19 protein-coding genes are annotated in these 22,399 nt (G+C 63.0%); 2 read left to right on the top strand and 17 right to left on the bottom strand.

Annotation, left to right across the window (positions count from 1 at the left end):
• Window positions 1-210: 210 nt before the first annotated feature.
• From BLO80_RS13185 to iolC, 14 genes are all read right to left on the bottom strand, one after another.
• Complete coding sequence (locus BLO80_RS13185) at window positions 211-1,815, bottom strand: methyl-accepting chemotaxis protein (RefSeq protein WP_092328222.1); 1,605 nt, start codon at window positions 1,813-1,815, stop codon at window positions 211-213.
• A gap of 179 nt (window positions 1,816-1,994) precedes the next feature.
• Window positions 1,995-2,399, bottom strand: coding sequence for a TraR/DksA family transcriptional regulator (locus tag BLO80_RS13180; protein WP_003202859.1), 405 nt, complete (start codon window positions 2,397-2,399; stop codon window positions 1,995-1,997).
• A gap of 327 nt (window positions 2,400-2,726) precedes the next feature.
• Window positions 2,727-3,749 carry an ABC transporter permease gene (locus BLO80_RS13175; protein WP_060741741.1) on the bottom strand — a complete coding sequence of 341 codons (1,023 nt, stop codon included), beginning with the start codon at window positions 3,747-3,749 and terminating at the stop codon, window positions 2,727-2,729.
• Between the two features lie 34 nt (window positions 3,750-3,783).
• Window positions 3,784-5,337 (bottom strand): sugar ABC transporter ATP-binding protein, encoded by a 1,554-nt coding sequence (locus BLO80_RS13170; RefSeq protein ID WP_092327968.1) that lies wholly within the window; start codon window positions 5,335-5,337, stop codon window positions 3,784-3,786.
• Between the two features lie 74 nt (window positions 5,338-5,411).
• Window positions 5,412-6,338, bottom strand: coding sequence for a sugar ABC transporter substrate-binding protein (locus tag BLO80_RS13165; RefSeq protein WP_092327969.1), 927 nt, complete (start codon window positions 6,336-6,338; stop codon window positions 5,412-5,414).
• Between the two features lie 51 nt (window positions 6,339-6,389).
• Window positions 6,390-6,542: a hypothetical protein gene (locus tag BLO80_RS29950; RefSeq protein WP_170842345.1), complete on the bottom strand. Its 153-nt coding sequence runs from the start codon at window positions 6,540-6,542 to the stop codon at window positions 6,390-6,392.
• 142 nt (window positions 6,543-6,684) lie between these two features.
• Window positions 6,685-7,737, bottom strand: coding sequence for a Gfo/Idh/MocA family protein (locus BLO80_RS13160; RefSeq protein ID WP_092327971.1), 1,053 nt, complete (start codon window positions 7,735-7,737; stop codon window positions 6,685-6,687).
• A gap of 154 nt (window positions 7,738-7,891) precedes the next feature.
• Window positions 7,892-8,902, bottom strand: a complete 1,011-nt coding sequence (locus tag BLO80_RS13155) for a bifunctional inositol 2-dehydrogenase/D-chiro-inositol 1-dehydrogenase (protein ID WP_092327972.1) — start codon at window positions 8,900-8,902, stop codon at window positions 7,892-7,894.
• Window positions 8,903-8,931: 29 nt separating this feature from the next.
• A complete protein-coding gene (gene iolD, locus BLO80_RS13150; protein ID WP_092327974.1) occupies window positions 8,932-10,863 on the bottom strand; it encodes a 3D-(3,5/4)-trihydroxycyclohexane-1,2-dione acylhydrolase (decyclizing) in 1,932 nt (643 codons plus the stop codon).
• A gap of 151 nt (window positions 10,864-11,014) precedes the next feature.
• On the bottom strand, window positions 11,015-11,836 hold the full coding sequence (locus BLO80_RS13145; protein WP_092327975.1) for a TIM barrel protein: 822 nt from the start codon (window positions 11,834-11,836) through the stop codon (window positions 11,015-11,017).
• A 34-nt stretch (window positions 11,837-11,870) separates the two neighbouring features.
• On the bottom strand, window positions 11,871-13,373 hold the full coding sequence (locus BLO80_RS13140) for a CoA-acylating methylmalonate-semialdehyde dehydrogenase (protein ID WP_092327977.1): 1,503 nt from the start codon (window positions 13,371-13,373) through the stop codon (window positions 11,871-11,873).
• 30 nt (window positions 13,374-13,403) lie between these two features.
• On the bottom strand, window positions 13,404-14,213 hold the full coding sequence (gene iolB / locus BLO80_RS13135; protein ID WP_092327978.1) for a 5-deoxy-glucuronate isomerase: 810 nt from the start codon (window positions 14,211-14,213) through the stop codon (window positions 13,404-13,406).
• Entirely contained in the window at window positions 14,210-15,103 is an 894-nt protein-coding gene (gene iolE, locus BLO80_RS13130; protein ID WP_092327980.1) for a myo-inosose-2 dehydratase, read from the bottom strand. Before iolE ends, iolB begins: the two co-directional genes overlap by 4 nt.
• A 150-nt stretch (window positions 15,104-15,253) precedes the next feature.
• A complete protein-coding gene (gene iolC / locus BLO80_RS13125) occupies window positions 15,254-17,200 on the bottom strand; it encodes a bifunctional 5-dehydro-2-deoxygluconokinase/5-dehydro-2-deoxyphosphogluconate aldolase (protein ID WP_092327981.1) in 1,947 nt (648 codons plus the stop codon).
• A gap of 312 nt (window positions 17,201-17,512) precedes the next feature.
• Between iolC and BLO80_RS13120 the strand changes: the two genes are divergently transcribed.
• Together BLO80_RS13120 and BLO80_RS13115 are read left to right on the top strand one after the other, a co-directional pair.
• A complete protein-coding gene (locus tag BLO80_RS13120; RefSeq protein WP_003202885.1) occupies window positions 17,513-18,436 on the top strand; it encodes a MurR/RpiR family transcriptional regulator in 924 nt (307 codons plus the stop codon).
• 30 nt (window positions 18,437-18,466) lie between these two features.
• On the top strand, window positions 18,467-19,078 hold the full coding sequence (locus BLO80_RS13115) for a glutathione S-transferase (protein ID WP_092327983.1): 612 nt from the start codon (window positions 18,467-18,469) through the stop codon (window positions 19,076-19,078).
• A gap of 178 nt (window positions 19,079-19,256) precedes the next feature.
• On the opposite strand, the gene hcnC is transcribed toward BLO80_RS13115, so the two are convergent.
• The 3 genes from hcnC to hcnA are packed head-to-tail and all read right to left on the bottom strand — an operon-like array spanning window position 19,257 to window position 22,241.
• The gene (gene hcnC / locus BLO80_RS13110) at window positions 19,257-20,519 is read right to left on the bottom strand and encodes a cyanide-forming glycine dehydrogenase subunit HcnC (protein ID WP_092327984.1); all 1,263 of its coding nucleotides are present in this window, start codon (window positions 20,517-20,519) and stop codon (window positions 19,257-19,259) included.
• Window positions 20,512-21,921 (bottom strand): cyanide-forming glycine dehydrogenase subunit HcnB, encoded by a 1,410-nt coding sequence (hcnB, locus tag BLO80_RS13105; protein ID WP_092327986.1) that lies wholly within the window; start codon window positions 21,919-21,921, stop codon window positions 20,512-20,514. The genes hcnC and hcnB overlap by 8 nt, the downstream gene beginning before the upstream one ends.
• Window positions 21,918-22,241: a cyanide-forming glycine dehydrogenase subunit HcnA gene (gene hcnA / locus BLO80_RS13100; RefSeq protein ID WP_092204872.1), complete on the bottom strand. Its 324-nt coding sequence runs from the start codon at window positions 22,239-22,241 to the stop codon at window positions 21,918-21,920. The genes hcnB and hcnA overlap by 4 nt, the downstream gene beginning before the upstream one ends.
• Between the last annotated feature and the right edge of the window lie 158 nt (window positions 22,242-22,399).

The raw sequence follows: 22,399 nt of genomic DNA, 5'->3' as shown, positions 1-22,399 counted from the left end.
AAGACCTTTGACTGAGTGCAAGGCAGCTCTTGTGGCGAGGGAGCTTGCTCCCGCTCGACTGCGTAGCAGTCGCCCTGAGTGCTGCCGGCTCGGTATTTCACCCTATTGGCTGCATCCAGCTCTTTGGGGCTGCTGCTGCGCAGCCCAGCGGGAGCAAGCTCCCTCGCCACAGGATTGTGGTGGCAGGCATCCCACCACCTGCAATCAGGCCTAACGCGGTTTCTCAGGTTTGTAGCCCAACCGCAAACCACCCCAGTGACGCCCCTTGAGCATGATCGGCACGGAAAGATCGTGCATCAACTCCCCCGTGTCCCGGGTGTAGGTCTGGAGCAATACAGGTTGCTGGTGGCTGCCGCAACGAATCCCGGTGCGATCGGAGAATTTGCGCTTGGTGCGGTTATTCAGCGTGTCCACCTGGGGATCGCCGGTCAGTGGCTGGCTGAACGCCTTGTTGTGGGTCGGCACGTAGCCCTGCTGGGTGCAGGCAATCGCAAACACCAGCCCCTCGTGGCGGGCCAGCAACGGCTCCTGGATCGCCGGCAGGACCTGGTCGGTGTAGCGGTCGAAACGGGTCTGGAATTTGGCCGGTTGGGTATTGGGGATCGGCTGGTAATTACGGTCGAACAAGTCCTCCAGGCTGACACGGCCCTGGTCGATGTCGGCCTCGAACTGCGCGGCGATCTGGCTCGCCCCTTCCCGCGCCAGGTCGTAAACCCGTTGGTGATAATCGTCGAGCCCCACCTCGGCCAGGCGTTCGCTGATGGTTTCGGCCTGGCCTTCCATCTGCACCGCCGCCTCGGCCAGACGCTGGGTCTGCTGGTCGCTGATGGACAGGTCGCTGCGCATCTGTTCGATGGCGTGGAACAGGCTGTCGAGTTGTTCGCGATTAGTGTCGGTGCCTTGGGCGATGGCGCTGACCTGGGTTTCGACGCCAGCGGCGAGCCGGGCAATGTTTTCCAGGTGCTGGCCGGTGTGCTCCACCTGCTGCACGCCACTGTCCAGGTCAGCGGCCAATTGACGGATCTGCTCCACCACCTGGGTCGTGCGCTGCTGGATGTCGGCCACCATCACCCCGACTTCGCCGGTCGCCGCGGCGGTGCGCCCGGCCAGGCCGCGGACCTCATCGGCCACCACCGCGAACCCGCGGCCATGCTCACCGGCGCGGGCCGCCTCGATGGCCGCGTTCAGCGCCAGCAGGTTGGTCTGGCTGGCAATCGATTGGATCACCAGGCTGACTCGCTGGATTTCATCGCTGCGTACGCTCAAGGCCTCGATCAACTCACGGCTGTCATTCGCGCGCTGGCTGAGCTGGTGCATGCGGCTGATGGACTCCACCAGTTCGCTACGCCCGGCCACGCTGCTGCGATGGGCCTCGCTGGCAGCGCCCAAGGCCTGCTGGCTGAGTTGCGAAGTGGCCTGTTCGGTGGCGATCATCGATTCGGCATTGCTGACGATCTGCGCCGCCGCATCGAGTTGGGACTGGACCTTGCCGGCCAGTTGCTTGACCGAATAGGCGACACCGGCCGCCGACAGCGCGTTATGGCTGGTGGTGTAGGACAGGTCGCGGGTCAGCTCGGCCAATGGGTCGGTCGTGGCTGCGGGTGCCGCGGCCTCGCGCGAACGCAGGCGCGGCAACCAGACGATGAGCATGACCAGCGGCAGGCCCAGGTACAGCGACCAGCCGCCCAGGGCCATGCCGCACAGCAGCAACGCCAGGGCGAGGCTCTGCAAGGTCGGCGTCAGCCAGCGTGCCGCGCTCTTTATCGCAGGTACCGAGGCCGGCACCGCACCCGCCAGCGTTCCGTCTGTCGCCATGTCCGTCACCCACATTTTCGTTGTTATGGCCGCATTAAACGCCACTACCGAGCCATTATCCATGGTCCATTAGTCGTGTTCTTGCAGCAGGTCAACGGAAGTAGACGAACAGGCACGGGCGAAAGCAAAAGATCGCGGCCTTCGTCAGAAGGTCGCGATCTTTTTTCGGAAAACGCGAATCAGGCCTGACGCTGGTGCTTGTCGATCTGTTCGTGACGTTCCTGGGCTTCGATGCAGTACTTGGTGGTCGGGCTGATCAGCAGGCGCTTGAGGCCGATCGGCTCGCCGCTGTCGTCGCACCAGCCGAAGCTGTCGTCGTTGATACGGTCCAGGGCCTGCTCCAGTTGAGGCAGCATGCGCTGGTCGCGATCGATGGCGTTGACCAGCCAGGTACGCTCTTCTTCTACGGAAGCAGCGTCCGCCGGGTCGGCCGGGGTGTCCAGGCTTTCAATGGCGATTCGGTTCTGTTCGATGCGCTCGTGGGTTTCGACCTTCATGTTCTGCAACAGCTTGGTGAAGAAAGCCAGCTGCTCGGCATTCATGTAGTCATCCGCCGGCATGGCCAGCAACTTTTCCTTTGTCATTGATTTCTCTATAAAAAAACGTGCATTAAGGCGAATTATGGAGCGTCCCGCAGCGCAGCTGCCACGCTCATCGGGAAGGCGCCGTCTATTCCAAGCGCCACCCGGCACTCAATTTACGAGGGGCGGCAGTCTAAGGCCGAGTCGAGGCCTCAGCAACTGAAAACATAGGGAAAATGTCCGACAACCCCCTCAAATGTTCTCTGACAGGCTTTTGGCAGTCATCGGAGTGCGTTTATAACAAGAAATTCGCTGCAATAGCTGTATTAAGAAGACAAATGGCTACGCCACGCGGGTCAGGCGTGGCGCTTTGTCGCAACCTCAGGGGAATCAGCGCTTGAGTTTGCGCTTGTTGCGGTACTGGTCGATGACCACCGCCACCACGATGATCAAGCCCTTGATGATGTCCTGGATATAGGCATCGACGCCGACGAAGGTAAAGCCGCTGGCCATCACCCCGAGGATCAGCGCCCCGATCACGGTCCCGGTGATGCGCCCCACCCCGCCCGCCAGGCTGGTGCCGCCGATCACCGCCGCCGCAATCGCGTCCAGCTCGTAGGACATGCCCATGCCCGCCTGCCCGGTCGCCGCTCGCGCCGAAGCCACCACGCCGGCCAAGCCCGCCAGCAACCCGGCAATGCTGTAGACGATCACCAAGTGGCGCTTGACGTTGATGCCCGAGGTCCGCGCCGCCTGCATGTTGCCGCCAATGGCGTAGGTGTACTTGCCATACTTGGTGTAGCGCAGGGCGATGTGGAAGATCACCGCCACCACCAGGAAGATGATCACCGGCATGGCGCCATGGCCAATGGCGGTGTAGGAATCGGACAACATGCTCACCGGCTGGCCTTCGGTGTAGTAGCGCGCCAGGCCACGGGCCGAGACCATCATGCCGAGGGTGGCGATGAATGGCGGGATGCCGGTAATAGCAATGATGCTGCCGTTGATCGCCCCGGCCAGCAGCCCCACCCCGAGCCCCGCCACCACCGGTATCCACACCGGCAAATCCGTCAGCGAGGGAAACACCGCCCGGGCGAAGTCCGACGTCTGGGCCAGGCTGGCGGCGATCATGGCCGACAGCGCCAGCACCGAGCCGGACGACAAATCGATACCGGTGGTGATGATCACCTGGGTCACGCCGATGGCCAGCAGGCCGATGATCGAGACTTGCAGGATCATCAACACCAGGCGCTGGGAGTTCATCAGGAAACTCTGATCACGCATGATCCAGCCGAACATTTCGAACACCAGGCCGATGCCGATCAGCACCAGGAAGATGCTCAGCTCCGTCGGCAGGCGCCGCCGGGACCTGGTCGGTGCGGCCGCGGGTTTGTTTTCCAGTATTGCGTTCATAGCCACTTACCTTTTTTATCTGGACTGACGAGCATCAGGACAGGCCCGAAGCCAGTTGCATCACTCGTTCCTGGGTCGCTTCGCTGCGGTCGAGGGTGCCCATCAGGTCACCTTCGTGCATCACCATGACCCGGTCGCTCATGCCCAATACTTCCGGCAGTTCCGAGGAAATCATGATCACCGCCATGCCTTCGCTGGCGAGGTAGGAAATCAGCCGATAGATCTCGGCCTTGGCGCCGACATCGATGCCGCGGGTCGGCTCGTCGAGAATCAGGATGCGCGGGTTGGTCATCAGCCAGCGCGCCAGCAGCGCTTTCTGCTGGTTGCCGCCGGACAGGGTGTCGATGCACTGTTCCAGCGACGGGGTCTTGACCCGCAGCTTCTTGCACATGTCCTCACACAAGGTGCGCAGGGCTTTCTGCTGGATGAAGCCGTTGCCGACATAATGGGGCAGCACCGCCATCTCCATGTTCTCCAGCACCGACAGGCACGGGAACAGGCCGCTGAGCTTGCGGTCCTCGGTCAACAGCGCGAAGCCCTTCTCGATGGCCATGTGGGGGTCGCTGATGCGCACGGGTTGGCCGTCCAGCCGGATCTCGCCGCCGGTGCTCGGGGTCACGCCGAAAATCGCCTCGGCCACGTTGGTCCGGCCCGAGCCCATCAACCCGGCGATGCCCAGGATCTCCCCGGCATGCAGGTCGAAGGACACGCCTTTGAAAATGCCGTCCAGGCTCAGGTCGCGCACCGACAGCACCAACTCACCGATGGGTTGCTCCCGCACCGGGAACAACTGGCTCAGTTCGCGCCCGACCATCATCGAAATCAGGCTGTCGCCATCCATGCTGTCGGCCCGTTGCAGGCCGATGTAGGCGCCGTCGCGAAACACCGCCACTTCATCGGCGATGGCGAACACTTCGTTCATCTTATGGGTGATGTAGATGATGCCCTTACCCTGGGACTTGAGGTCGGCAATGATCGAGAACAGGTGGGCGACTTCGGTCTCGGTGATGGCCGAGGTCGGCTCGTCCATGATCAGGATGTCGGAGTCATAAGAGACGGCCTTGGCAATCTCCACCATCTGCCGCTCGGCGATGCTCAGGTTGCCCACCAGCTCCTCGGGATCGAGCTTGATGCGCAGGCGTTCCAGCAGCCGGGCGGTGCAACGGTGCATCTCGCCATGGTCGACCATGTGCAGGCCGTTGAGCTGCTCGCGGCCGATCCAGATGTTTTCGGCGATGCTCATGTGGGGCATCAGGTTCAGTTCCTGATGGATCATCGCGATGCCGGCCTGCAACGCCGCCAGCGGCGTGTCGAACGTCACCGGCTTGCCGCGCAGGCGCAGTTCACCGGCGTCGGGCTGGTAGATGCCGGCAATGATCTTCATCAAGGTGGATTTGCCCGCACCGTTCTCGCCCATCAGGGCCAGCACGGAGCCGGGGCGTACCCGCAATTGGACATCGGACAGGGCCACCACACCGGGAAAGCCCTTGCTGACATTGACGACTTCCAGCAGGTACGGCTCATCAAGTGATACATCCGGCTGGAAAGTCACGGCCGGGGCGCTCGAAGCAGTCGCTGAAGCGAACATGATCAGGTACTCCCTCGGCAAGGTCGGCGTTGCGACCTTGCCTGCTTATTATTGTGGTGGGGCCGGGTTGAACGTCACTTGAACTGATCGACGTTTTCCGGCGTGATCAGGCGGTACGGCACCCAGACAGCCTGCTCGACCGGCTGCTTCTTGACCATTTTCACCGCCGTGTCGATCGAGCCATCGGCCTGGCCCTTGGCGTCCTGGAACACCGAGACCGCCATTTCGCCTTTCTTGATGGCGTTCAAACCGTCCGGCGTGCCGTCAACCCCGGCGATCAATACCGTGCCCGACTCAGTGCCCGCTTGCTTGAGGGCCATGGCGGCGCCGATGGCCATCTCGTCATTGTTGGCCACCACCGCCTGGAATTCGCGTCCCTGGGTCAGCCAGTCGTTAACCAGGGTCATGCCCTTGTCACGTGACCAGGTGCCGGTCTGTTCCTGTTCGATCTTGATGCCCGGATACTTGGCCAGCACGTCCTTGACGCCCTTGGTGCGGTTGGTGGTGGAATTATTGGCCAGGTCACCCAACAGGATCACGATGTTGCCCTTGCCGCCCATTTTTTCAGCCAGGTATTGCATCTGCATGCGCCCGGCTTCCAGGTCATCGGAGGCCACGGTGACCACCCCTTCCGGTAACTTCGGATCGTCCGGGCGGCGGTTGACGTACACCAGCGGGATGCCGGCCGCCACGGCGGCCTTGGTGATGCGCTGGGTCGCGGCGGTGTCCACCGGGTTGACGATGAGCGCATCGACCTTCTGGCTGATGAAGCTTTCCACCTGGCTCAACTGCTTGACCACATCGCTGCGGGCGTCCTCGAACTGCAGGGTGACGCCGTCCGGCAGGGACTTGGCTTTCTTGTCCATGGATTCGCGCAGGTAGGTCAACCAGGTGTCATCGAACTGGGACATGCTGACGCCGATCTTCAGGTCCGCCAGGGCAGCGCCGCTGGTGAGCATCAGCGACAGGGCCAGCGAGGCGATACGGGTCTTGGTCTTCATGAACGGTCTTTCTCCACTTTTTTGTTGGTTTTATGGATAAGGCGTAGCGGATCAGGAACGGGGCAAACGCACGATGGGCGCGCCGGGCATGCAGCAGACCACGGCGCCGTTGCGCTGGATACACAGGGATTCGAACAGGGGAAAGACTGCGGACAGACGCAGTAGACGTGGCAGGTGAAACGCAGAACGGCTGAAGGTTTTCATCGACGGTACCTAGCTGTGTTTCTTGTTTTTGTTTCGCCTGTCGTCCGTTCAAGGCTGGCTTGGCGGAAGACAAACAGGGTTGTCGGTAACCTGGAATCGACTTTATTGGAAAATATTTTCCATATCAACTGATTTTAGAATTTTATTCGTTTTTTATTCCATGACCCACCGGCGTGGACAACCGCACCACTTCGCCCTGCCCGGCACTCTGCCTGGCGGCGTCGAGGATGCGGGTGGTCGCCAGCGCATCACGGGCCTCCACCGGCAGCGGGCCAGTGCCCTGCGACGCGGTTTGCAGGTGTTGATAGAACGCCAGCCAGCAGCCACGCTCCGAGGCCACCCGCTCGCGCTCGGTGCCGTGTTCGAACCAGCCCCAGCGCCGATGTTCTTCAGCCCCCCAGCGTTCGCCCTCGGTCGCCGGGCTCAACCCGGCCAATGCCTGAGCCTCCTGCCCGTCCAAACCTTCGACGGTGTAGCAGCCCTGGGTACCGCTGACCCGAAAGCGCGGGCGCGGTGCGTTTTGCACGCAATTGCCGCTCAAGTGGGAGATGACGCCGCTGGCATGGGTCAAGGACATGAAGAAGCCGTTGTCGAACACCTGATCCGGCTGGCGGTAATCCAGCTCGGCGTAGACCCTGGTCACCGGCCCGAACAATTGCAGCGCCTGGTCCACCAAGTGGCTGCCCAAATCGCGCAGGAATCCACCACCGCTGCCTTTGCCTACCGAGGTTGGCGAATAACGTTCGACACTCGACTCAAAACGAATGACTTGCCCGAGGGCCCCGGAGGCCAACAGCTTGCGCAGGGTCAGGAAATCCGAATCCCAGCGGCGGTTCTGGTACACGCTCAAAGGCACGTTACGACGTTCGGCGGCCAACACCATCGCCTCGGCCTGCGCGGCGTCAGGGGCGAACGGTTTGTCGCTGACCACCGCCACGCCGAGTTCGATGGCGTGCATCACAATGGCCGGGCGACCGTCCAAAGGCGTGGACACCACCACCGCATCGACGCCCGCGGCCACCAATTGCTCGAGGGTGTCGAAGGCCTGGGCCTGCGGGTGATCGCTGGCCAATTGTTGGCGGCGCTCGACGGACCGGGTCACCACGCCGACGAACGTAGCCCCCGGCAGACTGCTGATCATCGGCGCATGAAAGAACCGCCCACCCTTGCCGTAGCCGACTAGCCCGATTCGCATGAAAGCTCCTTGAAAGTCATTGGATAAACACTCCCTGTGGGAGCGAGCTTGCTCGCGATGGCGGCGGATCAGCCTGCATCAGGTTGACTGACCCACCGCTATCGCGAGCAAGCTCGCTCCCACCATTTGACTGCATACCCAAAGGGGATTGGGGTTAGCCGTAGAAACGCGGGCGCTCGGGCAGGTCGACCTTGACGATCTGCCCACTCTGCTGCGCCTGGATACAGGCATCCGCCGCCACCGCCGCGGCAAACCCATCCCAGGCCGAGGGCCCGCCCACTTGCCCCGCGCGCACGCCGTCGATGAAGGCCTGCAGTTCGACGTCATAAGCGGCGATGAAGCGGTCTTTCCAATCCATCAGGATCGCATTGGACAGCTTGGCGCCGCTGCGCAGTTGCACCTGGGACGGTTCCGGTAGCTTGGCGATGCCGGTCTCCCCCACCACTTCGCACTGGATGTCATAGCCGTACTGGCAGTTGACGAACACCTCGACGTCGATGCGCGTGCCCCGGGCGGTTTCCAACAGGACGATCTGTGGGTCCCGCAAGTGAGCCAGGGCCTTGCTGGTCTTGCGTGGGAACACCACCTGCACCGACACGTAGTCATCGGCCAGCAACCAGCGCAACACATCCAGCTCGTGGATCAGGGTGTCGGTGATCGCCATGTCGGTCTTGTAGTTCTCGCCCACGCGCGGGTTACGGTGGGCGCAGTGCAGCATCAGCGGCTCACCGATCTGGCCGCTGTCGATCACCGCCTTGAGCGCGCGATAGCCTTCATCGTAGGGACGCATGAAACCGACTTGCACCAGGCGCTTGCCATGGGCCACTTCGGCGTCAACGATCTTGCGGCAACCTTCGGCCGTGACCGCCAGGGGCTTTTCGCAGAATACCGGTTTGCCCGCCGCAATCGCCGCCAGCACGAATTCTTCATGGCTCGGGCCCCAGGAGGTGACGAGGATCGCCTCCACGTCCGGCGCCTTGATCAACGCATGACCGTCGGGGTAGACCTCGGCGGTCAGCTTGAGATCGGCCACGACCTTGGCCGCTTGTTGCAGGTTGATGTCGGTCACCGCCACCACCTGGCTGTTGAGCAAGGTCTGGCTGCAACGACGGATATGGTCCTGGCCGATGGCCCCGGTGCCAATGACGCCCAGCTTCAAAGACATGTGGAACTCCTTTCGTAGGGTTGGGGCAATCAGTATTGACGGGCCTTGGCCAGTCGTTCATTGAGGGTCTTGGCGACGGCATCGGTGCGGGCGCTGGTGGAGACTTGCGCCACGCCCACCCGCCACCACGACAGGTAGCTGTGAATCATGGTCTTGGGCAGGACCTTGATGTCGATCAAGGTGGAGACCGTCTGGCGCCGCGCATCCGCCAGGGCCGCGCGCAGTTCCTCCAGGGTCGTCGCCTTGTAGGTCTTGCAGCCGTAGGCCGCGGCACTCATGGCGAAGTCCACCGGCACGAAGGCGCCGTCGAGCTTGCCGGTGTCCGGGTTGCGGAAACGGAACTCGGTGCCGAAGCTGTCCATGCCATTTCCCATCTGCAAATTGTTGATGCAGCCGAAGGCCATGTTGTCCAGCAGCACTACGTTGATCTTGCGTCGTTCCTGGATCGAGGTCGCCAGTTCCGAGTGCAGCATCATGTAGGAGCCATCGCCCACCAGGGCGTACACCTCTTTATCGGGCTCGGCGAGTTTCACACCCAAAGCCGCGTTCACCTCATAACCCATGCACGAATAGCCGTACTCGACGTGATAGGAGTTCACGCCCTTGCTGCGCCAGGCGCGCTGCAAGTCGCCGGGCAAGCTGCCGGCGGCGGCGACGATGATCGCATCGTCGGCCAGGGTTTCGTTGAGGGTGCCCAGCACGCGGCTCTGGGTCAGGCAGGAACCGGTGAGTTCGATGAATTCGCGAAACACCGCCGGGTCCATGTGGTCGTCGATTTCCGGGAGGAACGCCTCGACGCGGTAATCGGCCTGGTAGACGCGGTCCACCTCGGCGTCCAAGCGAGCCTTGGCATCGGCAATCTGCCCGCCCCACTCGGCGCGGTAGTCGCCCATCGCCGCAGACAGCGCCTCCAGGCCTGAGCGGGCGTCGGCCAGCAACTGCACGCCGTCGAGCTTCAGGGCGTCGCAGGGGCTGATATTGAGATTGAGGAACTGCACGTCCGGGTGCTGGAACAACCATTTGGAGCCGGTGGTGAAGTCGCTGTAGCGCGTCCCGACGCCAATGACCAGGTCGGCGTCCTTGGCCAGCAGGTTCGCCGCCAGGCAGCCGGTCTCGCCGACGCCACCGACGTTCAACGGATGGCTCGACACCACGGCGCTCTTGCCAGCCTGGGTCTCGGCGAAGGGAATGTCGAAACGCTCGGCGAAGGCCTGCAATGCCGCATTGGCCCCGGAATACCGCACGCCGCCACCACAGATGATCAACGGCTTGCGCTTGCCTTTGAGCAGCGCCAGGGCGTCGCCGAGCATTGCCTCGGTGGCCGGGCGACGGTCGATGCGGTGCACGCGTTTTTGCAGGAAGTAGTCCGGGTAATCGTAGGCTTCGGCCTGCACGTCCTGGGGCAGCGCCAGGGTCACCGCGCCGGTTTCGGCCGGGTCGGTGAGCACGCGCATGGCCTGGATCGCCGCAGTCATCAACTGCTCGGGGCGGTTGATGCGGTCCCAGTATTTGCTCACGGCCTTGAAGGCGTCGTTGGTGCTGATGCTCAGGTCGTGGAACTGTTCGATCTGCTGCAACACCGGGTCTGGCTGGCGACTGGCATAGACATCGCCGGGCAATAGCAGCAACGGAATGCGATTGGCCGTGGCGGTGGCCGCGGCGGTCAGCATGTTCGCCGCACCGGGGCCGACCGACGCGCTGCAGGCGTAGATCTTGCGCCGCAGGTGCTGCTTGGCAAACCCGATGGCGGCATGGGCCATGCCCTGTTCGTTGCGGCCCTGATGGACCACCAGGTCGCCGCTGTCCTGCTCCAGCGCCTGGCCCAGGCCCAGCACGTTGCCGTGGCCGAAAATGGTAAAGACTCCGGCGACGAACTTGCTCTGGACGCCATCGACCTCGACGTACTGGTTATCGAGGAATTTCACCAGGGCCTGGGCCATGGTCAGTCGTGTTGTGGTCATGCTTGCACCTTTTCAAACGCAACTCGGTCAAGTGTGGGAGCGAGCTTGCTCGCGATAGCGGTGTGTCAGGCGACGCATGTATTGATTGGGGCGCCGTCATCGCGAGCAAGCTCGCTCCCACAAGGGGTTCTCCATCGTTCAGGAAGTCGGGTCAGGCCTGTGAGCGTTGCAGGTGATTCATGCTCGCCCCCAACGCCTGGCGGATATCGGCCAGTTCATGGACACTCTCGGCAAACGGTTCGAAGGACAGGTAGCCCTCGTAGCCACCGGCCCGCAGCGCCTCGATCTGCGCGGCATTGCCCAGGATGTCAGCCGCGCCCACCAGCACCCGATGGCCGTCACGAATCGTCGCCAAAGGCACCTGGGCATCTTCGACGCCGGAGATGTGTACCAGCCCGGTCAGTTCGGGAAAGAATGCCTGCTCCCCCGCCAGATGATGGTGAAAGGTGTCGTGCACCAGGCGGAACACATCCAGCCCGCCGATGGCCTGGATCGCGTCCACGGCGGTACGCTTGCGGCGCAGCGAGCACTCTTCGAAACCCAGGGGTTCGATGAAGCCGTAGATGCCGAAGGCGCGCAGGATCGGCGCCAGTTCGCTGAGGGCGGTACGCAGCCCCGCCGCCCGCTCAGCCTCGCTGCGCGGGTCGGCCCGGTCGTTGAGCGGGCACACCACCAGCCCCTCGGCGCCGCATTCACGGGCGTAATCGGCCAGCCGCACGGCCTGGGCGCGACGCTCCTCGTTCCACACGTCGAAAGGGTAAAGGGCATTGATCGACAGCACCTTGATGCCCCTTTCCTCACACAACTCACGCACACGGCCGGGCGGCATGCCATCCTCGATCTCGACGCCCTTCAAATCGTTGCGGATCTCGATGGCATCGGTTTTCAACGCCAGGGCCAGGTCAATGAATTCGGGCAGTGACAGGCGCGGGGCAACCATTCGATTCAAGGCAAAACGCAGGGGCTTATTCATTTGTTGTTCTCCCTCCGGCACTGTAAAAAACGGGTTATTGGGCAGTCGGCATGCTGAATTCAGGACCCTTGGCGATGCTGTCGGGCCAGCGCTGCATCACGCTTTTGTAGCGGCTGTAGAAGCGCAGGCCTTCTTCGCCGTAGGCATGGTGATCGCCGAACAGCGAACGCTTCCAGCCGCCAAAGGAATGCCAGGCCATGGGCACCGGGATCGGCACGTTGATGCCCACCATGCCGACCTTGATGCTGCGGGCGAACGCCCGGGCGATGCCGCCGTCACGGGTGAAGCACGACACGCCGTTGCCGAACTCATGGGCATTGATCAGCGCCACCGCCGTGGCGAAGTCCGGCACACGGACAATCCCCAGCACCGGCCCGAAAATCTCTTGCTGGTAGATGCTCATCTCGGCGGTGACCTGGTCGAACAGCGTCGCGCCGACAAAGAACCCCTGCTCGGCCCCCGGCACCGTGAAACCACGGCCATCGACGATCAGTCGGGCGCCCTCGGCCACGCCGGCGTCGATGAAACCTTCCACCTTGGCCTTGTGTTCGGCGGTGACCAGCGGTCCCATGTCGGTACCGGGCTGCTGGCCGTTGCCGATCTTCAGTTGATCAATGCGGGGCAACAGTCTGGCAATCAGTTCATCGCCCACCTCACCCACCGCCACGGCGATGGAAATCGCCATGCAGCGCTCGCCGGCCGAGCCGTAGGCCGCACCGATCAACGCATCCGCCGCCTGGTCGAGGTCGGCATCGGGCATGACGATCATGTGGTTCTTCGCCCCGCCCAGGGCCTGGACGCGCTTGCCGTGCGCCGTGCCCTGCTGGTGGATGTACTCGGCGATCGGTGTGGAGCCGACAAAGGAAATCGCTTCGATGTCCGGGTGCTGCAACAGCGCATCCACCGCTACCTTGTCACCTTGGACAACGTTGAACACGCCATCCGGCAGGCCGGCTTCCGTCAGCAAGCGGGCCATCAGCAAGCTGGCGGACGGGTCGCGCTCCGAAGGCTTGAGGATGAAGCAGTTGCCGGCGACCAGCGCCAGGGGAATCATCCACAAGGGCACCATCACCGGGAAGTTGAACGGTGTGACCCCGGCGCAAACACCCAGGGGCTGACGCAGGTTCCAGTTGTCGATGCCACCGCCGATGTTGTCGCTGAAATCGGTCTTGAGCAGGTTCGGCGCACCGCAGGCGTACTCGACGATCTCGATGCCCCGGGTGACTTCACCGTGGGCGTCGGACAGCACCTTGCCGTGTTCACGGCTGATGATCTGCGCCAGTTCGTCGTGATGCCGATCGAGCAATTCCTTGAACTTGAACATCACCCGCGAACGGCGCAGGGACGACTGCTCGGACCAGGCCGGGAACGCCGCCAGCGCCGACGCCACCGCCGCGTCGACGGTACTCGGTTCGGCCAGGGCCACCCTGGCCTGCACCGCGCCAGTGGCCGGGTTGAAGACATTGCTCAGGCGCGCGCTGTCGCTGGCCTGCACTCGACCGTCGATGTAATGGCCTACTACCGGGGCGTCACTCATTGTTCTTGTTCTCCGTGGAAAGTGTGGCATTCAGAGGTCGAGCAGCCAACTGTGCTGCGGGTCGTTATGGAACTGCCAGACCCGCTTCGGGCCGGCCATGACGTTCAGGTAGTACGACTCATACCCATAGGGCACGCTGACCGGGTGATAACCCTTGGGCACCACCACCAGGTCGCTGTTCTCCACGGCCATGGCCTGGTCGATGCTGCGGTCGTCGGTGTAGACCCGCTGAAACACGAAGCCCTGGGACGGGTTGACTTGGTGGTAATAGGTTTCCTCCAAGAAGCTCTGGTGCGGCAGGTCGTCGGTGTCGTGCTTGTGCGGCGGGTAACTCGAGGAGTGCCCCGACGGCGTGCGCACTTCCACCACCAGCAGTGAGTGGGCCGGTTCGCTGTCCGGCAGAATGTCGCAGACATAACGGGTGTTGGCGCCCTTGCCGCGCACGCTGCGCTTCATGCTCTCCGGGCGGATCAGCCGTGGGCCGTATTCATTACGCGCCGAACCCGGCGCGGCACACACCGCCACCTGCACATCGCTCAGGGCGGTGACCTGGGCCTGGCTGCCCAGTGGCAGGTAAGCGGCATAAGGCGACTTGTCCTCGAACACCGACTGGCGATCTCCAAGGTTGTCCCAATCGAAGGCGCCCTGCCCCGGCGCTTCGCCCTTGAGGCTGATGCGCCCGCTGAGCAGCACCAGGCACAGCTCCTTGTCGCCAGCGGCCACCGGCAGGGTTTCACCCAGGCTCAGGCGATAGGCGGCGAACCCGACGTATTCCAGCTCACCCGCTGGCAACTGGACCATGGTTCGGCCGCTGGAATGGCTCTTGATCAACAGGCTCATGACGCACTCCTTTCTTGCAGCAGGGCGCGCAGGGTGTCGTAGCCCTTCTTGGCGTAGGCATAACTCGGCGCTACGGCGGGGTCCTGCTCGGCTTCCACCACCAGCCAGCCCTGGTAGTCGGCGGCCAGCAGCACATCGAGCAACGCGGCGAAGTCGATATCGCCATCCCCCGGCACGGTGAAGGTGCCGTTGATGATGCAGTCGGGGAAGCTCCAGAGGTTATTGCGCGCCAGTTGCACCACCGGTTTGCGCACGTCCTTGAAGTGCACATGGCAGATGCGTTCGATGTGCTTGCGCAAGACATGCAGCGGTTCGCCCCCGCCCATGTAACAGTGACCCGAATCGAACAACAGGCCGACTTCGCTGCCGGTCAGGGCCATCAATTTGTCGATGTCCGCGGGCGACTCGACGTAGGCGCCCATGTGGTGGTGGTAGGCCAGGCGCACGCCTTGGGACAAGGTGAAACGCGCCAGCTCAGTGAGTTTGTCGGCGTAGGCTTGCCAGGCTTCGTCGGTGTGAAAACGCGGCCGCTCGACCAATGGAATGCGTTGGCCTTGAATGGAGTCGGCGACCTCGCCGTACACCAGCACGTTGGCGCCGTTCTGCGCCAACAGCTCGACGTGGCTGGCGATGGCGTCGATCTCCTGCGCCGCCGAGCGCCGGGCCAGGCGACTGGAATACCAGCCGGAGACCAGCGCCAGGTCGTACGGCCGCAGCACATCGCCGACGCCCTTGGCGTCCTTGGGGAACTTGCCGTTGAGCTCGAAGCCTTCGTAACCGATGACTTTGCCTTCACTCAGCGCCGTACTCAACGGCGTCTCGCCGCCCAACGATGGCAAGTCGTCGTTGCTCCAGGAAATCGGGTTGATGCCAATTCGAATAGCGGGCATGGCTGCACCTTTTATTGTTTTTTCATAACCATTGAAGACGGCAATGAACCCTGTGGGAGCGAGCTTGCTCGCGATAGCGGTGGGTCAGGCGACTGGTTGTCAACTGTCAGTCCGCTATCGCGAGCAAGCTCGCTCCCACAGGTTCAGTATTCACAATGTCTGACTTCGCGCAGCACGCCAGGCCTCGATCAACTCCACAAACCGGCCCTGCACCTGTTGGATCAGCGTTTCATCATCGATTTCCCCGGCCAGCCAGGCCCGGCTCGGTTCCTGGAAGATCGTGCGGCCCACGGCGAAACCGCGGCAGGTGCTGCTCTGGCTGGCCTGGCGAAACCCTTCGGCCAACGCGGCGGCCGGGGCGTTGAGGCCCAGCAGGACCACGCCACGGCAATACGGGTCGCGCTGTTGGATCAGCTCATCGAGCTGCTGCCATTCATCCGCGCCCTGGGCTTCGATCTTCCACCACGCCGGAAAGATGCCCAGGTTGTAGAGGCGCTTGAGGGCGCGATAGAGCACGTCCGGGTGCGGCGACGGATGATCCTTGGGCGGAATGACTTCCAGCAGCAATTCATGGCCGCTGGCCTGGGAGGCCTTGTACAACCCCGTCAATTGCGCCTCTTGCTCCAGGCGCAGCAGCGGTTCGTCGTCCGGGTGAAATTGCACCAGGCACTTGATGATCTGCTCCTGTGGCCAGGCGACCAGGTTGCTGCCAATGGAGCGCCCGTGTTCGAAGGCCAGTGGCCGCGAACCCTGCACTTCCACCGGCCGCGCCACCCACCAGCCGCGGCCGGTGGCAGCGTTCAGCGAATCCTGGCCGAAGCGCTGGTCGGCCAGCAGACCGACGTCAGCCTCGATGCCCTGGTGCCGCAGGTCGGCTTCGACCCGCGCCACCGCCTGGATGAACAGTTGCTTGAGTTCGCCGATGCTGCTCAACTCGCGGCCGCCCTTCTGGGCCAGTTCCACCAGTTGTCCACGATGGTCGAAGGCGAAGATGAACAGCTGTTTCCAGGTCTTGCGGGGCACGCTGACCTGATGCAGCCGTTGCAACACGACATCCTGGTCCGGCCGGGTGATGGGCACCGGGCTGTCGAACAAATAGTCGAGTTCGGCGCGGGTCGGCATTGCCGGGGCGCAGGCATGGCGCGACACCACCAGCCCACCGCAAGCATTGGCCAACTGGCAGCAGCGTTCATCGCTGGCGTCCTCCAGCCAGCCAGCGAGAAATCCGGACATGAACGCATCGCCGGCGCCCAGTACATTCAAGACTTCGACCCGCACGCCCGGGTAAATGGTGCCGTCTTCGAGCCGGGCCGGAATGGCACCATGGATCACCGTGCAACCCTGGGGGCCGAGCTTGACCACCAGGGTCGCCGCCGTCAGCGAGCGCACGGTACGCAACGCGGTCAGCAGGTCTTCACTGCCGCCGGCGATGAGAAATTCTTCTTCGGTGCCGACGATCAGATCGAAACGCGGCAGGATGCTCTGCACGTGCTGGCTGACTTTCTGATCGGCCACAAACCGCGTTTCGCCATCGGCCTTGCCCGCCAGGCCCCAAAGCACTGGCCGGTAATCGATGTCCAGGACCCGCTTGACCTGATGTTTTTGCGCATAGTCCAGCGCCTGGAGACTGGCCTTGTAGACGCCGTCGGTGGAGAAATGCGTGCCGGTGATCAGCAAAGCCTTGCTGGAAGCAATAAAGGTTTCGTCGATGTCTTCGGCGCGCAGCGCCATGTCGGCGCAGTTCTCCCGGTAGAACACCAGGGGAAAGGTTTCCCGGTCCTTGATCCCCAGCAGGACCATGGCCGTCAGGCGTTCGGGATCGACCTTGATGCCACTGACATCGCAGCCTTCGCGGGCCAGGGACTCCACCAGGAAGCGGCCCATGTGGTCATCGCCTACCCGGCTCAACATCGCCGACCTGAGGCCCAGGCGCGCCGTGCCGAACGCGATGTTGGCCGAGGAACCGCCCAGGTACTTGGCGAAGCTCGAAACATCTTCCAGGCGCGCGCCGACTTGCTGCGCGTAGAGATCGACGCCCAGGCGCCCCAGGCAAATCACATCCAATTGACGCCCACTGGCAAAACGAGTCTGGCCCATGCTGGCTCCTGTTATTTTTATCAGCCTGCGCTTGTCGCCGACACGGCGCCAACGCTGTTGGTGAATGCAGACTAAAACGAGCAGCGCGCAATAATCAATAATTATTCTATAAATTTTTTATGTAGAATATTTTTTCCAATACGCGATAACCAAAGCGAACCAGACGCAGTGCATCGTTTCAGCACCTGCTGCAACATTTGTCCGCCCATGATTTTCCCTGCGCCTACGCTGTAGACTGCGACCAGCCAACCTATTGTCGAGGGCCGGCCTTTTTTAAGGCCGCCCTATAAGAACAAGCCAGAAGGATTTTTTATGACCCGCCCCGATGATCTGCCGGCGCCGTCCGAGAGCGCGTCCGAACCCGCCCTCCCGAGCCCACCGATCAATGCCGAGCGCCTGCTGCAACTGATCACCGACGAATACGAAAGCCTGCCGCGCCAGCTCAAGCGCATCGCCAGCTACATGAGCCAGCAAAGCGACCGGATCATGGTCGACCGCATCAGTGACATCGCCCGGGAATGCGAAGTACACCCCTCGGCCATCGTCAGGTTTTCCCAGCGCTTCGGCTTCAGCGGGTTCAGCGAAATGCAGGCCTTGTTCCGCGAGGCCTACACCCACAAGACCACGCCGGTGCAGAACTACCAGCAGCGCATCCGCAGCATGATCGCCAACAAGTCGCAAAAAGCCAGCGGCGGCGACCTGGCCCGCGAGTGCGTCAACGCGACCCTGTCGGGCATCGAGCGCCTGGGGTTGGAGCTGGACGACCAGGCGTTCGAAAAGGCCGTGGACCTGGTGGTCAACGCCGACAATATCTATGTGGTGGGCGTACGCCGCTCGTTCGCGGTCGCCGATTACCTGGTCTACAACCTGCAGCACACCAACAAACGCATTCACCTGGTGTCCGGCCTGGGGGGCAGCTACCGCGAGCAGATGCGCAGTGTGCGGGCCAACGACCTGGTCATCGCCATCAGCTTTACGCCCTACGGCAAGGAAACCCAGCACTGCCTGCGCATTGCCCAGCATCACCAGGCCAAGACCCTGATCATCACCGACAGCAATCTCTCGCCCCTGGCCAAGCGGGCCAACGCCGTGTTGCTGGTGAACGAAGGCAGTTCGTTCGCCTTTCGTTCGTTGAGCGCCACGTTGTGCCTGTGCCAGGCGTTGTTCATCGCCGTGGCTTACCGGCTGGAACTCAAGGTCGATGAAATCCATGAACAGGTCGGGTTCGAGGATTAACACCCGCAAGATTTTTCTGAAGGAGACGTCATGAAACTGATCGGCATGCTGGACTCGCCCTACGTGCGCCGCGTCGCCATTTCCGCCAAGTGCCTGGAGGTTGCCCTGGAACACGAGTCCGTTTCGGTGTTCAGGCATTTCGAACGATTCCAGCGCATCAACCCGGTGGTCAAGGCCCCGACCCTGGTGCTGGACGATGACAATGTGCTGATGGATTCCACGTTGATCATCGACCACCTCGAGGCCTTGGCCGCGCCGGGCAAAAGCCTGATGCCGGTGGACAGTGGGCAACGGCTGCGCGCCCTGCGCCTGATCGGCCTGGCCCTGGCGGCGTGCGAGAAGTCGGTGCAGATCTACTACGAACGCAACCTGCGGCCGACAGAAATCCAACATGCCCCTTGGGTCGAACGCGTGGAAGGCCAACTGGCGGCGGCCTATGACATGCTCGAACAGGAACTGGTGAAACAGCCGCTGGCCACCGACGGCACACTCGATCAGGCGGGCATCACCGTGGCAGTGGCCTGGAGCTTCACCAACCTGGTGGTACCGGACCAGGTGCAGGGCAAGTCATTCCCATCGATCAGCGCGTTCACCGCCTATGCAGAAGGGTTGGAGGCGTTTGTCAGCACGCCGATGGAGTAAGCGCAGGATTCCGATTCACCCTGGATCCCTGTGGGAGCGAGCGTGCTCGCGATAGCGGTGTACCAGTCAACAGGGATACTGACTGACCTGACGCCATCGCGAGCAAGCTCGCTCCCACAGTTTGTTCCCGGATGTCTGCGGGATATGTATTCACCACAGACTTCCACACAGGATTTGCTCAGGCCAGTTCCATTTCCTTTGCCTCGACGACCCTCGGCGCCACCTCGAAACGGTCCGCCAGGAACGGCGTGATGTCCAACGGCAAGGGCTCGTTGTTCACCAGTTTGTCCAGCAACACGCCGGTGATGGCCGAGGTCAGGATGCCGGTGCGGAAATGCCCGCACGCGTTGAGATAGCCTTCCACCCCGCGCATCGGCCCCAGGATCGGCAGTTCATCAGGCGAACCCGGGCGCAGGCCGGCCCAGGTTCGTTTCAGGTTGATGTCGACCAACTGCGGAATGCAGCGCACCGCGCCTTGCACCAGCCCTTCGATCTCCGGATAAGTCGTGGTCACGTCAAAACCCTTGTCTTCGGTGGTACTGCCGATGAGGATTTCACCGTTGTCTTTCTGCGCCACATAGCAGTCGCTGGTGGTCAGGCAGCCGTTGAGGATTTTCGGCATGCGCTCGGTCAGCAGGATCTGGCCCTTGACCGGCTTGACCGGAATCCGCACGCCGGTGGCCTGCTCGCTCAGGTCCGCCGCCCAGGCGCCGGCCGCGTTGATCAGGGTCCGGCAGTGGAAAGTCCCCGCCTCATCGGTTTGCACCCCGGTCACCCGCGTGCCGCTGCGCAACACCTCGGTCACGTTGGTGTTGAAGAACAGGTCGACGCCGTTCTGCCGGGCACCTTCGGTGTAGGCGTCGGCCAGGCGGAACGGACTGAGCTGGTGATCGCAGAGAAACTCCAGGGCACCCAGGGCCTCATGGCTCACATTCGGCTCTGCTGCACGCAAGGCCGCCTGGTCAAGCCAGCGCACCTGGTCCGCCAGGTGGGGAATGCAGGCGACGATGTGCTCGGCGTACAAACGGTCTTCGTCATCGTAGATCACGAACTTGAGCCCGGTCTCCTCGAACTTGAAATCCATGCCATGGCGGTCGATCAATTCGCGGTGCAACTGCGGGTACATCGCATTGGACTGCAAGGCGAACTCGAAGAACGACTGCGGCAGGATGTGCGGCGTGCTGGCATCCACCGCCACGGCGGCGCCCTGGGTCTGGCGCTTGCGGTTGGCCGACATCATGCGAAAGAAGATCACCCCGCAACCCAGGCCCACCGACTCACCGATGGCCCACAGCCCACCCGCCGAGGCGCGGGTCGCGTTGCCGGGGCGCTTGGCGTCGATCAGGGCGATCTTCAGGTGTGTGCGCTTGGACAGTTGATAGGCACACGAGGCCCCGATCACACCGCCACCGGCGATGACCACGTCGTAGTCCTTAATCATGGGAAACGGCCTCCGTGCCGGCATTCTGGAACGCTGAAAAGGGAATCGGATCGATGGGGAAACGCGGCCGCAGCCAACCCACGTCGGCGCGCCCGGTGGCTTCGCGCAAGCGGTCGGTGCAGTAGCCGACGCACATCCGCCCCTGGCAATCGCCCATGCTCACGCGGGTGCGCATCTTCAGGCTGGCCATGTCTTGCACGCCTTGCTCCAGCGCCCGGTCGATGTCGGCGCGGGTAGCGTGCTCGCAGCGGCAGATCACCGTGTCGGCGGCCGGCAACGCGGTTTGCCCGGCACCACGCTGGGTGTAGCGATCCACGGCGGCGCGAAAGCGAATGATCCGCGCCAATTGCGCCTGGTAGCGCTCCCGGTGGGCCAGGGCCGTGGACGGATCCAGCACGTTGCGCTGCATGAGGATCGACAACGCCGCGATGCGCCCGCTGAGCATGGCCGCTTCACCGCCACGGATCCCGCCCATGTCGCCGGCCAGGTGAATGTGCGCTTCGCTGCTTTGTTGCCAGGCATCGGACACGGCCCGCAAATAGCCGTCCCCGCTGAAACCGTGCTCCAGGCCCATCTGCTGGCTCAATTGAGTCCGCGGGATAAACCCGTAGCCCACCGCCAGGGTCTGGGCCGGCACCTGTTCGGCGCGCTTGAGGTCCGGCTCCCAGGTCGCGGAATAAGGCGCGACGGTGACGTGGCTCAACTCACCCTCGCCGTCAGCCTGCACCACGCCCCAGCCATAGCGCACGGGAATGCGATTGAGCTTGAGGTAGGCCAGCATGCTCAGGCCGTCGAGGAACAACTGCGGCTTGTTCAGCAACGCCAGGCTTTCCTTGGCGATCCGGCCGAACCCACAGGCTTCGAAGACACCCGCCACCGCCACGCCCGAAGCGTGCAGCTGGCAGGCCACCAGCGGCAGCAACGGCCCCGTGCCGGCGATCACCACCGGGCTCGGTGGCCGGACCACGCCGCTCTTGATCTGCAATTGCAGGCCTCCGAGCATCATCACTCCCGGCAGCGTCCAGCCAGGAAACGGCACGCTGCGTTCGTGACAACCGGCCGCCAGGACCAGGTGGGAATAGGCGACCTCCTCCAGGCGCTCGTCGGCATCCAGCAGCATCAACGCCCGGAAGCCTTCGGCACCGATGACACGATTGCCCAATCGCACCTCGATCAACCCGGCGTGGCGCTGGTATTCTCCGTGGAGTTTTTCCAGGGCTTCGCTGTAGCGCGGCCCCAGGTAATCCAGGCTGACGCCATCGCGCAACGGCCCGCGGTACACGACGCCGCCGAGGCGTGGCGCTTCTTCGAGCAAGGTGCAACGCACCCCCTGGGTGGCCAGCTCGATGGCCGCAGCCATACCCGCCGGCCCGCCGCCGACAATCACCGGATCGAGGCTCATGGCGCCTCCGTTTCGGTCATGCGGTTGGCCCGGGTTTCGATCTGCATGCCAGGGCGCACCAGGGTCTGGCAGGCGCGGCGCTTGTGGCGGCCGTCGATCTTGACCAGGCAGCACTGGCACACGCCCATGCCGCAGTAGGCGCCGCTGATCTGGTCGTGGTCGTTGCGGGCGACCTGGCGTTGCCCCAGGGACTGGATGACGGTGAGGACGGTTTCCCCGTGGGCGGCGTTGACGGCTTGCCCGTCCAGGCGCACCGTCATGTCGGCGCGGGTCAACGGCTGGATATCGAATGTTCGGTGTAGAACGTCTTGAGGTTGCATCATGCTGCTCTTCCTTGAAGGTTCAGTGAGGTTTCGGCTCCTTGCGGCACACATCCACCGGTTCGCGTCGGTACCCGGCAACAGCGCACCGAGGCGGGGCAACAGACACGACATGATAGTGCGAGCGAAATTCATGTTAGCGATAATTTGTGACCAAG

The sequence above is a fragment of the Pseudomonas sp. NFACC56-3 genome (assembly GCF_900100025.1).
GTDB classification, from domain to species: Bacteria; Pseudomonadota; Gammaproteobacteria; order Pseudomonadales; family Pseudomonadaceae; genus Aquipseudomonas; species Aquipseudomonas fluorescens_AA.
This window is presented reverse-complemented; position numbering and strand designations above follow the sequence as displayed.

Coding starts and splice junctions, on each gene's coding strand:
- BLO80_RS13175 (WP_060741741.1), bottom strand. CDS start 3,749: ATGAACGCAATACTGGAAAACAAACCCGCGGCCGCACCGACCAGGTCC.
- BLO80_RS13155 (WP_092327972.1), bottom strand. CDS start 8,902: ATGTCTTTGAAGCTGGGCGTCATTGGCACCGGGGCCATCGGCCAGGAC.
- BLO80_RS13160 (WP_092327971.1), bottom strand. CDS start 7,737: ATGCGAATCGGGCTAGTCGGCTACGGCAAGGGTGGGCGGTTCTTTCAT.
- BLO80_RS13185 (WP_092328222.1), bottom strand. CDS start 1,815: ATGGCGACAGACGGAACGCTGGCGGGTGCGGTGCCGGCCTCGGTACCT.
- BLO80_RS13115 (WP_092327983.1), top strand. CDS start 18,467: ATGAAACTGATCGGCATGCTGGACTCGCCCTACGTGCGCCGCGTCGCC.
- hcnC (WP_092327984.1), bottom strand. CDS start 20,519: ATGATTAAGGACTACGACGTGGTCATCGCCGGTGGCGGTGTGATCGGG.
- iolC (WP_092327981.1), bottom strand. CDS start 17,200: ATGGGCCAGACTCGTTTTGCCAGTGGGCGTCAATTGGATGTGATTTGC.
- BLO80_RS13140 (WP_092327977.1), bottom strand. CDS start 13,373: ATGAGTGACGCCCCGGTAGTAGGCCATTACATCGACGGTCGAGTGCAG.
- BLO80_RS29950 (WP_170842345.1), bottom strand. CDS start 6,542: ATGAAAACCTTCAGCCGTTCTGCGTTTCACCTGCCACGTCTACTGCGT.
- BLO80_RS13120 (WP_003202885.1), top strand. CDS start 17,513: ATGACCCGCCCCGATGATCTGCCGGCGCCGTCCGAGAGCGCGTCCGAA.
- hcnA (WP_092204872.1), bottom strand. CDS start 22,241: ATGCAACCTCAAGACGTTCTACACCGAACATTCGATATCCAGCCGTTG.
- BLO80_RS13170 (WP_092327968.1), bottom strand. CDS start 5,337: ATGTTCGCTTCAGCGACTGCTTCGAGCGCCCCGGCCGTGACTTTCCAG.
- iolD (WP_092327974.1), bottom strand. CDS start 10,863: ATGACCACAACACGACTGACCATGGCCCAGGCCCTGGTGAAATTCCTC.
- BLO80_RS13180 (WP_003202859.1), bottom strand. CDS start 2,399: ATGACAAAGGAAAAGTTGCTGGCCATGCCGGCGGATGACTACATGAAT.
- iolB (WP_092327978.1), bottom strand. CDS start 14,213: ATGAGCCTGTTGATCAAGAGCCATTCCAGCGGCCGAACCATGGTCCAG.
- iolE (WP_092327980.1), bottom strand. CDS start 15,103: ATGCCCGCTATTCGAATTGGCATCAACCCGATTTCCTGGAGCAACGAC.
- BLO80_RS13165 (WP_092327969.1), bottom strand. CDS start 6,338: ATGAAGACCAAGACCCGTATCGCCTCGCTGGCCCTGTCGCTGATGCTC.
- BLO80_RS13145 (WP_092327975.1), bottom strand. CDS start 11,836: ATGAATAAGCCCCTGCGTTTTGCCTTGAATCGAATGGTTGCCCCGCGC.
- hcnB (WP_092327986.1), bottom strand. CDS start 21,921: ATGAGCCTCGATCCGGTGATTGTCGGCGGCGGGCCGGCGGGTATGGCT.